Origin of the sequence: Duganella sp. CF458 (genome assembly GCF_900113115.1) — a bacterium.
Lineage (GTDB): Bacteria > Pseudomonadota > Gammaproteobacteria > Burkholderiales > Burkholderiaceae_D > Rugamonas.
In genome coordinates, this window is record NZ_FOOF01000023.1 from 50,506 (window position 1) to 64,015 (window position 13,510).

Genomic DNA, 13,510 nt, shown 5'->3' on the forward strand with positions numbered 1-13,510 from the left:
GGAAATTTAGTTGCACGCGACCGTGCTACACTCGTTTCCCCTATGCGCCCCCGCCTCTACCGACGAGCATTCCTGCGCCTGGCCGCCATTGCATGGCTTGCCGGTGCCTGCAGCCACGCCTTGGCCGATGAGCGTCGCGTGCTGGTGCTGTACTCGCTCGGCGCCGATTCCTCGTCGGCCTGGCAAAGGCTGGTGCACAAGGGCATGTACGACGAACTCGAACGCAGCAGCCAAGGCGCGACGCCGGCCATCTTCGAAGAGCGCTTCGACGCCAACCGCGTCGGCGAAGACAAGTCGCAGGAGGGCATGGCACCCTACCTCGCCACCAAGTACGCCGACGTCAAATTCGACGCCATCGTGACGGAGAACTTCGTCGCGGCGCGCTTCCTGTCCAGCCATCCCGAACTGTTTGCCGGCGTGCCGCGCCACTACGTCAATCATGGACGCGACCAATGGCTGCCGCGCGACGGCATGGGTTACGAAGTCAGCTCCGATTTTGAACGTGCGATCGGCGTGATTCCGCTGGTGGCGCCAAATGTGCGGCATATCGCCATCGTCGGCGACAAGACTTCGCGCGGACAGCTCTGGCTGGAGCGCATCCGCAGCGTCACGCCACGCTTCCCCAAGATCCGCTTTGAGTTCTGGGACGATGGCAATGTGGACGATCTACGCCAGCGTGCCGCGCGCCTGGACCGCAGCAGCGCGATCTTCATGCTGGCATCGCTGCGCGGCGAAGGCAACGCGCGCATCCAGCCGCGCGAACTGGCGCTGCAGATTTCGGCCGCGACCAAGGCGCCGCTGTTCACCCATTCCGAATCGCTGGTGATGCCCGGTGTCGCGGGTGGCTACGTCGTCAGCGGCGAGGCGGTGGGCCGCATGATGGCGCGCCTGCTGCTTGGCCAGCCGGCCATGACCAGCCAGGTGCAGGGCTATTATTTCGATTACCCGACGGCACGCCAGGCCGGCTTGCGCAATATCCCGCCGGACGCGGTGATCCTGAACCGACCGCACAACGTGTGGGAGTTGTACCGCTGGCAGATCATTACCGCGGGCGCACTGATCGTCCTGGAAGGCATGCTGATCACGGCGCTGGTGCTGTCGCTGCGCTCCAGGCGCCGGGCGATGTGCGAGCTGGCGTCCGAGCGCAACAGCCTGGAAGACCGCATCCTGCAGCGCACGCTGGAACTGCTGCAGGCCAATCGCAAGCTGGAGCAGCTGGCCACCACCGATCCGCTGACCGGCATCGCCAACCGGCGCAAGATGACGGAGCAGATCGCGCAGGAACTGGAACGCGCGCGGCGCTTCCATCATCCTTTATCGCTGCTGATGATCGATATCGACCACTTCAAGCGCATCAACGATACCTATGGCCACGAAGTGGGCGACCAGGCGATCATCCAGACCGCCACCCTGTTGACGGCGAACCTGCGCGCGGTGGATATGGTGGCGCGCTTCGGCGGCGAGGAATTCGTGCTGCTGATGCCGGAGACGCATATCGCGGTGGCCGTGCATGCGGCAGAGCGCCTGCGCGAACAGGCGGCTGGCATGCGGGTGCGCACAGAGTGCGGGGTTGAGGTGCAGCTGACGATCAGTGTCGGCGTGGCGGCGTCCGACCGGCATGGCGCACCGGATACGCCCTCCTCCTTGCTGGTACGCTCCGACAAGGCGCTATACCGTGCAAAGAAGGAAGGACGCAACCGCGTCGTGCAGTTCTGATTACTCGGCGTCGGGCTGCGTGGACGGATGCGCGGCCTTGAACGCCGGCAAGTCGGCGCAATTGGCCGCAATGCGCGCCACATGCGGATACGGCGCCAGGTCAATATTGAAACGCTGCGCGTTGTACACCTGCGGCACCAGGCAGCAATCGGCGATGGTCGGCGTGTCGCCGTAGCAGAAACGGCCCGTGTCGCCGTCGCGCTCGAGGTGAGCCTCGAGCGCCATCATGCCTTCGCCCATCCAGTGGTAGTACCAAAGCATTTTCTGCTCTTCGCTCAGGCCCATCGGACCCTTGATGTGCTTGAGCACGCGCAGGTTCATCAGCGGATGGGTATCGCAGGCGACGGTCTGCGCCAGCGCGCGCACGCGGGCGCGTCCCACGGCATCCTGCGGCAGCAGCGGCACCATCGGGTGCACCTCTTCCAGGTATTCCATGATGGCCAGCGACTGCGTCAATACGATGCCGTTATCCTCCAGCGAAGGCACCAGGCCGGCCGGATTCACCTCGCGATAAGCCGGCGCCAACTGCTCGCCGCCATCGCGCAGCAAATGCACCGGTACCGCTTCATACGCCAGGCCTTTCAGGTTCAGCGCGATGCGGACGCGATAGGCGGCCGAGCTGCGGAAATAGGTATAGAGCTTCATTCACGTTCCCCGTAATTGAGCACGGTCTGGTCGATGGCGCCGAAGATGGTCTTGCCCTGCGCGTCATGCATCTCGATGCGCACGGTATCGCCGAACTGCAGGAAGCCGGTCTGCGGCTTGCCCTCTTCGATGGTCTCGTACATGCGCACTTCGGCCAGGCAGCAGTAGCCCACGCCGCCGTTGGCGATGCTGGAGCCGTTCAGGCTGCCCTGCTTGTTCGACACGGTACCGGAGCCGATGATGGTGCCGGCGCACAGTTCGCGCGTCTTGGCGGCGTGCGCGACGAGCTGGGCGAAGCTGAAGGTCATGTCTTCGCCGGCATTCGGCTTGCCGAACGGCTGGCGGTTGATCTGTACCAGCAGCGGCAGGTGCAGCTTGTTGTCCTGCCAGGACTTGCCCAGCTCCTCCGGCGTGACGGCCACCGGCGAGAAGGCGCTGGCCGGCTTGGAGTTGAAGAAGCCGAAGCCCTTCGCCAGTTCGTTCGGGATCAGGTTGCGCAGGGAAACGTCGTTGACCAGCATGACCAGGCGGATTGCCTTGGCCGCATCTTCGTCGCTGGCGCCCATCTTCACGTCGCCGGTGATGACGGCCACTTCCGCTTCCAGGTCGATACCCCAGGCTTCGTCCAGCGCGAACACCGGGTCGCGTGGGCCGACGAAGCTGTCGGAACCGCCCTGGTACATCAGCGGGTCGGTGTAGAACGATGCCGGCACTTCCGCATTGCGGGCCTTGCGCACCAGCTCCACGTGATTGATGTAGGCGGAACCGTCGGCCCACTGGTAAGCGCGCGGCAGCGGCGAGTGGCACAGGCTTTCATCGAAAGGCTGGGCGCCGGAGGCGCTGCCCTGGTTCAGCAAGGCGTAGATCTGTTTGAGCTGCGGCGCGGCGACGTCCCAGTTGTCCAGCGCATCCTGCATGGTGGCGGCGATGTTGGGTACTGGCTGGCAGGATTTCAGGTCGCGGCTAACCACGACCAGGCGGCCGTCACGGCTGCCGTCTTTCAGGGAGGCGAGTTTCATGAATTTCCTTAGTTCTGCGGTGCGTGCATCCAGGCTGCGTGCTTCGGCGCTTTTTTCGTTTTAGACCATTCTTCCAGCATTTCCCATTTCACTTCGTCCAGCTTTTGCATCATTTCCGGGGTGCCGATGTTGGCCGCCAGTTCCAGGCGGTGGCCGTTAGGGTCGAAGAAGTAGATCGACTTGAAGATGGTGTGATTGACGGGGCCCAGCACCTCGATGCCGCCGGCGACCAGGCGCTCCTTGGCGGCTAACAACTCGTCCATCGAGGCGACTTCCAGCGCCAGGTGCTGCACCCAGGCCGGGGTGTTCTCGTCGCGGCCCATTTCCTTCTGGGTCGGCAGTTCGAAGAAAGCCAGGATGTTGCCCTGGCCGGCGTCCAGGAAGACGTGCATGTAAGGGTCCGGGGCCTTGGTCGACGGCACTTCATCCTCCGCGATGGCCAGCACGAAGTTCATGTTCAGGTGCTTGACGTACCACTCGACGGTTTCCTTGGCGTCTTTGCAGCGGTAGGCAACGTGGTGGATTTGCTTGATTTTCATGGCAGGGCTCCTTTGTATCCCGCCATTAAACGCTTGTTTCAGCTATCATACAAACGATATTTTCACGTCTATTTATTAATTTTCCTGATGAGTCCAACCGTTCGCCAGATGCGCGCCCTGGTCGCTGTCGCCCGCACCGGCAGCTTCACCGCGGCCGCCGACCTGCTGCATGTCACCCAGTCCGCCCTGTCGGGGCAGATCAAGGAGCTGGAGCAGCTGTTGGGCGTGAAAGTGGTCGAGCGCAATACGCGGCGCGTGCAGCTGTCGGAGGTGGGGCGCGAGCTTTATCCGCTGTTCGACAAGATGTTGCAGGACCTGGATGGGGCGATGGCCGATATTGCCAGCCGCAAGGCCCTGAAGAAAGGCATCGTCCGGGTCGCCGCGCCGCAGATGATGGCCTGCACCCTGCTGCCGCAGGTGATCGGCGCCTTCCGTTCGACCTATCCGGCCGTGCAGGTGCAGCTGGTCGACTGCCCGGTCGACAATGTGGCGGCGCGCGTGGTCAGCGGCGAGGTCGATGTCGGCATCGGGCCGGAGCGCGACGTGACAACCGAAGTGGATGCGCAGCTGCTGTTCGAGATGCCTTTCGTCGTGGTCTTCCCTCCCGGCCACCCGCTGGCGGCGCGGCGCACGGTTGCCTGGGCTGAAGTCAACCGGCATCCCTTCATTGCCTTGCAGGGCCAGTTCACGGAACGGCTGCTGCGCGACATGACCACGCTGGCACCGTATAACGAAGTGACCTTCATGACGACCGCGCTGGCCATGGTGGCGGAAGGACTCGGGATCACAGCCTGCCTGCCGTATGCGGAACCGATGGTGCGCCGCTATGGCCTCGAAATGCGCCCGCTGGTGGAGCCGGAATTGAAGCGCAAATTCTTCATCTACACCAAGACCTCGCGCACCCCCTCTCCCGCTGCGGAACGCTTCATCAGCATGCTTGGCGAGTATTCCCTATAATTTGCCGCATGTCGCACAATACGATTGAAGCCAACCAGGCAATGGACAAGTTCGACGGCCACCACCAGGTGTGGCTGTTCGGTTATGGTTCGCTGATTTACAAGGCGGACTTTCCCTTCATCGAGCGCCGGCCGGCGCGCATCTTCGGCTGGTCGCGCAGGTTCTGGCAAGGTTCGCACGACCACCGCGGAACGCCGGATGCGCCGGGCCGCGTCGCTACGCTGATTCCGGCCGAGGGAGCGGTGTGCCATGGCATGGCTTACCTTGTGACACCGGAAGAATTCGTGCACCTCGACCACCGCGAGAAAAACGGCTACCTGCGCGTGGCGATCGATATTCATTTTGAAGCCGGCGGCGTGGAAGAAGGACTGATCTACATTGCCGCCGCCGACAATGCTGCCTGGCTGGGCGAGGCGCCCATTGAAGAGATCGCCCGCCACATCGCTTCCGCGTCCGGCCCAAGCGGCCCGAACACCGAATACCTGCTGCGCCTGGCCGCGGCCTTGCGCGAGATGGGCCACCACGATGAGCACGTTCACGCGATCGAAGCCTCTCTGGCGCAGGCGAAACCAAACGCGGACGCTACTTAGAATAGATCCATCTGCCCTGCCTTGGCTGCGGCGCGTGCGCGGGCGCCGGAGGGCGGAATGTAGTCGGGGCGCTTGAACTGGGTGCAGTCGAGTGAGCGGAATTTGCTATGGCGGCCGTGGAAGCCGAAGCGCGTGATGCCTTTTTCGATACGCTGTTGGATCAGGTCGGCCCACACGCCTTCCCCGCGCATGCGTGAGCCGAATTCTGCTTCGTAGTCTTTGCCGCCGCGCATGTCGCGCACCCGGTTCATCACGCGCGCGGCGCGGTCGGGGAAATGCGCTTCCAGCCATTCCTTGAACAGGGGGCTGACTTCCCACGGCAGGCGCAGCACGACGTAAGTTGCCATCACGGCGCCGGCATCGCGCGCGGCGGACATGATCTTCTCGATATCGGGCTCGGTGACAAAGGGAATGATCGGCGCGATGCTGACGCCAACCGGAATGCCGGCCTTGGCCAGCGTTTCGATTGTCCGCAGGCGGCGCGCGGGGGCAGCGGCGCGCGGCTCCAGGGTGCGCGAGATCTTGCTGTCCAGCGTAGTGATGGTGATGGAAGCGGCGGCCAGGTTGCGCGCAGCCATCGGCGCGAGGATGTCGATATCACGCTCGATCAGGGAGGATTTGGTGATCAGGCCAACCGGGTGGTTGCATTCGGCCAGCACTTGCAGCACGCGCCGTGTGAGTTGGTATTCTCGCTCGCAGGGCTGGTAGGCGTCGGTATTCACGCCCAGCGCGAGCGACTCCACTGCATACCCCGGCTTGCACAATTCGGCGCGCAGCAACTCCGGTGCATTTATCTTGGCAAACAGCTTGGTCTCGAAATCCAGCCCCGGCGACAGGCCGAGGTAACTGTGCGATGGCCGCGCAAAACAATAGATGCAGCCATGTTCGCAGCCGCGATATGGGTTCAGCGAGACATTGAACGGAATATCGGGCGACTGGTTGCGCGTGAGGATGGTCTTGGCCGTTTCGGCGGTGACGACGGTGCGCGGCGGACGCAGTTCGGCCTCGGCATCGTCGGGATCCGGCTCCCAGCCGTCATCGAACGCCTCGCGCGCCTGCAGCTCATACCTTCCTTGCATATTTGATACCGCGCCGCGCCCTTTTTTAGCCTTGAGCGATTGCGGCGGCAGCATCACCTGCCCTTCTGGTTCATGGTCCTGCATGGCGCGCCCCGATACATTACTGTATGTTTATACAGTATTCTAAACGGCCCGCGCCGCGGCTGCAAGCCAAGCTGGTATCATGCGCACTTCTCCGGGATACCCCCGACATTCAAAGAGCAATAACATGAGCAAACCGAACAATCTGCCTTCCTTTGGGAGCAGGATTTCCCTCGCCTTTGGCGCCTTTTTCAAAACCCTGGGCCATGCGGAATTCGCCGCCCGCGTGCGCGATGACGGCGTGGGCCCGGCGGTGGCTCCGGCTGTCGCACCTGCGCCTGTCCCAGCCGCCGCGCCCCTGCGCGAAGCCACCCCCGACGCCGCACTGCAACTCCTGTCCCTGTTCCAGCGTGAAGCGCGCCTGATCGACTTCACGCAGGAAAACCTGTCCGGCTACTCCGATGCCGACATCGGCGCCGCCGCGCGCGTGGTGCATGAAGGCTGCTCCAAGGTGCTGCGTGAGCATTTCACCATCGACGCCATCCGCAGCGAAGCGGAAGGCAGCCGGGTGACCCTGCCGGAAGGTTTTGACGCCTCCGCCGTGCGCCTGACCGGCAACGTGGTCGGCAAGGCGCCATTTACCGGCACCCTGAGCCACCGCGGCTGGCGCGCTTCCAGCGTGCGCCTGCCGAAACTGGCGGAGGCGCATGACGCCAAGGTGTTGGCACCGGCCGAGGTGGAACTGTGAGCGATCCGCGATTTGCCATTGGCATCGACCTCGGCACCACGCATAGCGCGCTGTCGTATGTTGAACTGGCCGGCAGCGATGGCGAGAAAACCCGGCACGGCGTGCTGGGCGTACCCCAGCTCACCGCACCCGGCACGGTCGAAGAACTGCCGCTGCTGCCAAGTTTCCTCTACCTGCCGCACCCGGACGAACTGGCTGCCGGCGAACTGGCCCTGCCCTGGGCTGCTGCTGACGGACAACCGGCGGTAAGCGGCGAAATGGCCCGCAGCCGCGGCGCCACCACGCCGATCCGCCTGGTATCGAGCGCCAAGAGCTGGCTGTGCCACCCTGGCGTGGACCGCCGCGCCGCCATCCTGCCGCATGACGCGCCGGAGGAAGTATCGCGCGTGTCGCCGCTGGAAGCGTCCACCCGCTACCTGAAGCACCTGCGCGCGGCATGGGACAACGCCCATCCCGACGCGCCCTTCACGCAGCAGGCGGTCACGGTCACCATCCCCGCCTCGTTCGACCCGGCCGCACGCGAACTCACCGCCGAAGCGGCACGCGCTGCCGGCTACGAAAACGTGACCCTGCTGGAGGAGCCGCAATCGGCCCTGTATAGCTGGATCCAGAACAGCGACGGCCGCTGGCGCAAGGAAGTCAAGCCGGGCGACATCATCCTGGTGGTGGACGTGGGCGGCGGTACCAGCGACTTTTCGCTGATCGCCATCCTCGAACGCGATGGCAAGCTGGAGCCGCACCGGGTGGCCGTGGGCGACCATATCCTGCTGGGCGGCGACAATATGGACCTGGCGCTGGCCCACCTGGTGGCGCGCAAACTGGCCGCCAACAACACCCAGCTCGACGCCTGGCAGATGCGCGCGCTGACCTACGGCTGCCGCGCTGCCAAGGAAAACCTGCTGGCCAATGCGCAGGCGGAGACCTGGCCGATCGTGGTGCCAAGCCGCGGCTCGAAGCTGATCGGCGGCTCGATCCGCACCGAACTGACGCGCGCCGAAGTTACGGCCTTCATTACCGACGGCTTCTTCCCGAAAGTGGAAGCGTCCGCGCGCCCTGCCGTGCGCACCCGCGCCGGCCTGACCCAGCTTGGCCTGCCTTATGCGCAGGACGCGGCTGTCACCAGGCACCTGGCAGCCTTCCTGGCGCGCCAGGCTGGTGCAACGGCGGAACTGCAAGGCTTCGCGGCCAATCCGGCCCACACCTTCCTGCACCCAAGCGCGGTGCTGTTCAACGGCGGCGTATTCAAGTCCGAGCTGCTGGCCAATCGCGTGATGGAAACCCTCAACGACTGGCTGTACATGGAGGGTGCCGAACCGGCACGCATGCTGGGCGGCGCGGACCTGGACCTTGCGGTCGCGCGCGGCGCGGCGTATTACAGCTACGTGCGGCGCGGCGCCGGCGTGCGTATCCGCGGCGGTACGGCGCGTTCCTACTACGTCGCGGTGGAATCGTCGATGCCGGCCATTCCCGGCATGGAGCCGCCGATCCAGGCCCTGTGCGTGGCGCCATTCGGCATGGAAGAAGGCAGCGAACTGGAATTGCCCGGCCAGGAGTTCGGCCTGGTGGTCGGCGAGCCAGTGCACTTCCGTTTCTTCGGTTCCTCCGTGCGCCGCCAGGACCAGATCGGCACCGTACTCGATTTCTGGGGCCCGGACGAACTGATTGAGCTGAACGAAATCCAGGCTACGCTGTCGCCGGAAGGCCGTTCCGTTGGCGAAGTGGTGCAGGTGCGCCTGCATGCGTATGCCAGCGAGTCCGGCACGCTTGAACTGCTGGCAGTGGCGCTGGACGGCCAACGCTGGAAGGTCGAGTTCGACGTGCGCGGCGGCGGCGAAAGCCGATGACGCAGTACCTGGTCAGCATCGACCTGGGCACCACCAATTCGGTGCTAGCGTATGCCGCGCCGGGCGGCGACGTGCAGTTGTTCGACATCGAGCAGCTCACCGCGCCCGGCGAAGTTGGCAGCGCAGTGCTGCTGCCCTCTTCCCGCTATCACCCCGCCGCCGGCGAATTTGCCGAAGGCGAGCTGCAGTTGCCGTGGCCGGAACCGGCCGTGGCGGATGCGCCTTCCGGCGCTGTGCTCGGCCGCCTGGCGCGCAAGCTGGGTGGCCAGGTGCCGGGCCGGCTGGTCGCCAGCGCCAAGAGCTGGCTGTCGCACACCGGCGTCGACCGCTTGGCGGCTATCCTGCCCTGGGGTGCTTTGGACGACGTGGCGCGGGTGTCGCCGGTTGCTGCCAGCGCGAGCTATCTTGCGCATTTGCGGGAGGCCTGGAATACGCGGTTTCCTTTTGCGCCATTGGAGCAACAGCAAGTAGTGCTGACGATTCCAGCATCGTTCGACGAGGGCGCGCGTGCCCTCACGCTGGAAGCGGCGCGCATGGCCGGCCTGCCGGCTTTGCGGCTGCTGGAGGAGCCGCAAGCGGCTTTATATGACTGGCTGTATCGCCATCGCGCTTCGCTGGCGCAGGAATTGTCCGAGGCGCGGCTGGTGCTGGTGGCCGACGTCGGCGGCGGCACCACCGACTTCACACTGGTCAAGGTAGCGATGGCCGGCGGCGAGCCGCAACTGACGCGCATCGGCGTCGGCAACCACCTGATCCTCGGCGGCGACAATATGGACCTGGCGCTGGCCCACCTGGCCGAGCAGCGCCTGTCCGCCGACAGCGGCAACGCCGGGGGGCCAGCCGCGCCGCAGCGCTTGTCCGCAGCCCGCCTCGCACAGCTGACGGAACGCTGCCGTGCCGCGAAGGAGACTTTGCTGGCCACCGACGCGCCCGAGCAAGTCGGCGTAACCTTGCTCGGCTCGGGCACGAAACTGATTGGCGGGAGCCGTTCCATCACCCTGCTGCGCGAGGACGTTGAACGCATTGTGCTGGACGGTTTCTTTCCGCTCAACGAAGCGCAGCAACCGGCGCAGGCCAAGCGTGGCGGCATCGTCGAATTCGGCCTGCCCTACGCCAGCGATCCAGCCGTGACGCGTCACCTGGCCAGCTTCCTGCGCCAGCACGCGACTGCCGCGCGCGAAGCGTTGGGACTGCCGGACAACGGCAAGTTGCCTGTTCCCGACACGCTGCTGCTGAACGGCGGCGTGTTCCGCGCAGCCAAGCTGGCCGAGCGTTTGCACAACACACTGTCGGCATGGCGCGACCAGCCGGTACGCGTGCTGCATAACGACGACCCTGACGTCGCGGTCGCACGCGGCGGTGTGGCCTATGCGCTTGGCCGGCAAGGCCTGGCGCCAACCATCGCCGGCGGATCTCCGCGCAGTTACTGGCTGCTGCTCGATAACGCACGCGCGCCGGGCGTGACGCGGCGCGCTGTTTGCCTGCTGCCGCGCGGCACGGCCAGCTGCCACGAGGTACGCCTGGGCGAGCGCAGCTTCGCCTTGCGGCTTGGCCGCCCGGTACGCTTTCACATCGCCACCACGCTGGCCGATGCGGTGCCTCCGCAAGCGGGCGACGTGGCCGACCTCGCGCCCGACGACCTGACCGCGCTGCCAGCCATCGCCACCGTCCTGCGCGACAGCAAGGATGCCACCGGGCGCAAGGAAATCGCCGTGCAGTTGGCGGCCTCGCTGACCGAAGTCGGCACCATGGAAGTGCATTGCGAAGGCAATGGGCAACGCTGGCAGCTCGAATTCCAGCTGCGCGAACACGGCGCGGACGATGCGACCGCCGCCGACGGTGAACAGGCCGGCTCCGATGCGGCAACCGAGCCCGCCCTGCCGGCGCGCCTGCCCGAAGCGCTGGAAAAGACCGAGCGCATCTTCGGCAGCCGGGCCATGCAAGTGGACGCCAAGGAAGTACGCCAGCTGCGCGGCCAACTTGAACACCTGCTTGGAAGCCGCGAGCGCTGGGCCACGCCGGTATTGCGCCACCTGTTCGACGCCTTGATGGAACGCGCCAAGGGCCGCCGCCGCTCGGCGGAACATGAGCGCGCCTGGATGAACCTGGCCGGCTACTGCCTGCGCCCGGGATTCGGTCACACCCTGGACGAATGGCGCATCGAACAGCTCTGGGCGATTTTCGAAGCGGGCGTGCAGAACCACAAGGACAACCAGGTATGTGCCGAATGGTGGACGCTGTGGCGCCGCGTATCGGGCGGCCTGCCACCCATCGCACAACTGCGGCTGCTGGACGATTTTGCCTTCAACCTGCAGGCCGATGCCGGCGAACGCGGGCGCCGTCCCGTCACCCTGGTCAACGGCAGCGAAGAGGACATGCTGCGCCTGGGCGCATCGCTCGAGCGCATTCCGTCCGCCTACAAAGCCGAAATCGGCAACTGGATGGTGGGCGAGCTGCCGAAGGCGAAAAGCCTGGCCGTCCAGACCCGCTACCTGTGGGCGCTGGGCAGGGTCGGCGCACGCCGGCCGTTCCACGGCAGCGCGCACGACGTGGCGCCCGTCGACACGGTGGAGCACTGGCTGCAGGCCGTGATGCTGCTGGACTGGCGCAAAGTCGAACCGGCAGGCTTCGCAGCTGCGCACCTGGCGCGCATGACCGGCGACCGCTCACGCGATATCAATGACGCCTTGCGCGACGAAGTCGTGCGGCGGCTGCAGGCTGCCGGCGCCCCGCCAAGCTGGCCGGCCATGGTGCGCGAGGTGGTCCAGCTCGACCAGGCCAGCGAGCAACGCATGCTGGGCGAAGCGCTGCCGCCAGGCCTGAAGCTTCTCAGCTAACAGCGCCGCCGCGCGCGGCCTGTGCTTGCTGCTGCGCGACGAAGCCGTCGAAGGCCGCGATGACCCGATCGTAGCGATGCTCGTCGGCTTCCAGCTGCGCCAGCGCATAGCAGGTGGCTTCCAGAGTCGAAAGCTGGTCGGGCGCGTGTGCCTTGCGGATCAAGTAGTGCGATGGCGGCGTATCGCGCAGCGGCAGGCGCGGCAAGGCCTGCAGGGCCGGGTTCAAGTACAGCATCTTGCGGCTCTTGCGCCAGGTGGCGTCCAGCACGACCAGTTGCACCGGTGCCGGCACGGCATTGAATGGCGGCGGCGCGGCGATGCCGAGCGAACGGTCGCCGGGTGTGTCGGGGTACAGCAGCACCGGCTGGCGGCCATTTGCGCCCAGCATGGCGCGCAACCCCGCCTCATCAAACTGTTCGCCGACTTCGATGCGGCTGCCGGGCAGGCACAGGTGCAGCAGGCGCGCGCTGCCCTTGGCGTTCTCCACTTCCATCGGGTGCTGCAGGATCAGGACCTCGACCGCACTTGCCACCGGCGCCGTCCAATGGCAGATGCAGGTGGCGACGGGGCGCAGGCAGGTGGCGCACTTCGGTCGCCGCGGCATGGTGTTCATGCCGCGGATCATACACTAGGCTTGCGGCGCGGCGCCCAGCAGCTCGTCCAGTTGCGCGATCTGTGCCGGGTCCTTGACCACGGCATGCAGCCACTCGTGCAGCGGCAGTTCGCCCCAATTCGCGGCCTTTTCCGCCAGGTAGGCAACGGGGCTGTGCGGCTCGGTGCGACGGAAGAATTCAGCCACCATGCGCAGTTGCGCCAAGGCGTGCTCGCGCGTGCCAGGCATCGCCGGCCCGCTTCGCGCGCCGGCACCTGCGGTGTCCGGGGCCGGCCCTTCCCAGTCGGCATCGCGCGCAGTCACGCGCGATTGAGATGCTTGCTGCGCTTGGTCCACCACGCGCTGCACCGCTTCGCGCGCGGCGCCGAACGCCGGTCCTGCCACACCCAGGCGGGCATCGACAGCCGCCTGCAGCTGTTGCAACGCCGCCAGGCAATGCCGCGCATCCTGCAAGCGTTCGTCCCCGTCGGCTTCGGATGGAAAGTCCTGCACCAGCGCCGGCGTACGCCCCAGCAACCACGCCAGGTTCCCGCTGCGCAGCTCGTGCTCGCCGCCCTCCGGCAAGGGGTAAACATGCTCCCAAAAGCGCTCGCACAAGCCGGCCAGCAGCAGGAATCCATCGCCCAGTCCACGCATATGGTGGGTGTGCGCACGCGCCTCAGCCAACCACACCGCCAGCCGCAAGTCCTTGCTGCGCGAGCGCAGCAACTCCGCGCAGCGACTGGCCACCAGCGGCCAGTCGGCGCTATGCAAGGGAGTCGCCCACTCACCCTGCTCCAACGTCGGATCGTCCTGCCGCCGGGCCGCCGCGATGGCATCCATGCAGGCATCGAACGAAACGTCCTCACCGCATGGCTGGCTGACGCTGACCGGCACCAGCAAATCCTCATTCGTGAACATAT

12 protein-coding genes are annotated in these 13,510 nt (G+C 65.7%); 6 read left to right on the forward strand and 6 right to left on the reverse strand.

Annotated elements, in window-relative coordinates; translation table 11 throughout:
- Positions 1-42 precede the first annotated feature (42 nt).
- Positions 43-1,716: a diguanylate cyclase gene (locus BM269_RS26730; RefSeq protein ID WP_090444820.1), complete on the forward strand. Its 1,674-nt coding sequence runs from the start codon at positions 43-45 to the stop codon at positions 1,714-1,716.
- Here the strand turns inward: BM269_RS26730 and maiA are convergent, their stop codons facing one another.
- The 3 genes from maiA to BM269_RS26745 are packed head-to-tail and all read right to left on the reverse strand — an operon-like array spanning position 1,717 to position 3,919.
- Positions 1,717-2,361 carry a maleylacetoacetate isomerase gene (gene maiA / locus BM269_RS26735; protein ID WP_090444823.1) on the reverse strand — a complete coding sequence of 215 codons (645 nt, stop codon included), beginning with the start codon at positions 2,359-2,361 and terminating at the stop codon, positions 1,717-1,719. It abuts the gene before it with no gap.
- Positions 2,358-3,380, reverse strand: a complete 1,023-nt coding sequence (locus tag BM269_RS26740; protein ID WP_090444826.1) for a fumarylacetoacetate hydrolase family protein — start codon at positions 3,378-3,380, stop codon at positions 2,358-2,360. Before BM269_RS26740 ends, maiA begins: the two co-directional genes overlap by 4 nt.
- 8 nt (positions 3,381-3,388) lie before the next feature.
- Entirely contained in the window at positions 3,389-3,919 is a 531-nt protein-coding gene (locus BM269_RS26745; RefSeq protein ID WP_090444830.1) for a VOC family protein, read from the reverse strand.
- Positions 3,920-4,006: 87 nt separating this feature from the next.
- Between BM269_RS26745 and BM269_RS26750 the strand changes: the two genes are divergently transcribed.
- Positions 4,007-4,876: a LysR family transcriptional regulator gene (locus tag BM269_RS26750; RefSeq protein ID WP_090444833.1), complete on the forward strand. Its 870-nt coding sequence runs from the start codon at positions 4,007-4,009 to the stop codon at positions 4,874-4,876.
- A gap of 8 nt (positions 4,877-4,884) precedes the next feature.
- The gene (locus tag BM269_RS26755; protein WP_090444835.1) at positions 4,885-5,466 is read left to right on the forward strand and encodes a gamma-glutamylcyclotransferase; all 582 of its coding nucleotides are present in this window, start codon (positions 4,885-4,887) and stop codon (positions 5,464-5,466) included.
- Here BM269_RS26755 and BM269_RS26760 read toward each other — a convergent pair.
- Positions 5,463-6,629 carry a PA0069 family radical SAM protein gene (locus BM269_RS26760; RefSeq protein WP_229204811.1) on the reverse strand — a complete coding sequence of 389 codons (1,167 nt, stop codon included), beginning with the start codon at positions 6,627-6,629 and terminating at the stop codon, positions 5,463-5,465. The two genes, BM269_RS26755 and BM269_RS26760, sit on opposite strands and share 4 nt — an antisense overlap.
- Positions 6,630-6,753: 124 nt before the next feature.
- Here BM269_RS26760 and BM269_RS26765 point away from each other — a divergent pair, with 124 nt between their 5' ends.
- Genes BM269_RS26765 through BM269_RS26775 form a run of 3 tightly spaced genes read left to right on the forward strand, consistent with a single transcriptional unit; the run spans position 6,754 to position 11,995 of the window.
- Positions 6,754-7,314 (forward strand): DUF2760 domain-containing protein, encoded by a 561-nt coding sequence (locus tag BM269_RS26765; RefSeq protein ID WP_090444838.1) that lies wholly within the window; start codon positions 6,754-6,756, stop codon positions 7,312-7,314.
- Positions 7,311-9,158 carry an Hsp70 family protein gene (locus BM269_RS26770; protein WP_090444841.1) on the forward strand — a complete coding sequence of 616 codons (1,848 nt, stop codon included), beginning with the start codon at positions 7,311-7,313 and terminating at the stop codon, positions 9,156-9,158. The genes BM269_RS26765 and BM269_RS26770 overlap by 4 nt, the downstream gene beginning before the upstream one ends.
- Positions 9,155-11,995 carry an Hsp70 family protein gene (locus BM269_RS26775; RefSeq protein ID WP_090444844.1) on the forward strand — a complete coding sequence of 947 codons (2,841 nt, stop codon included), beginning with the start codon at positions 9,155-9,157 and terminating at the stop codon, positions 11,993-11,995. Before BM269_RS26770 ends, BM269_RS26775 begins: the two co-directional genes overlap by 4 nt.
- Here the strand turns inward: BM269_RS26775 and BM269_RS26780 are convergent.
- Positions 11,988-12,608: a tRNA-uridine aminocarboxypropyltransferase gene (locus BM269_RS26780; protein ID WP_229204812.1), complete on the reverse strand. Its 621-nt coding sequence runs from the start codon at positions 12,606-12,608 to the stop codon at positions 11,988-11,990. The two genes, BM269_RS26775 and BM269_RS26780, sit on opposite strands and share 8 nt — an antisense overlap.
- 15 nt (positions 12,609-12,623) lie before the next feature.
- Positions 12,624-13,508 carry a type VI secretion system protein TssA gene (tssA, locus tag BM269_RS26785; protein ID WP_090444850.1) on the reverse strand — a complete coding sequence of 295 codons (885 nt, stop codon included), beginning with the start codon at positions 13,506-13,508 and terminating at the stop codon, positions 12,624-12,626.
- Positions 13,509-13,510 lie beyond the last annotated feature (2 nt).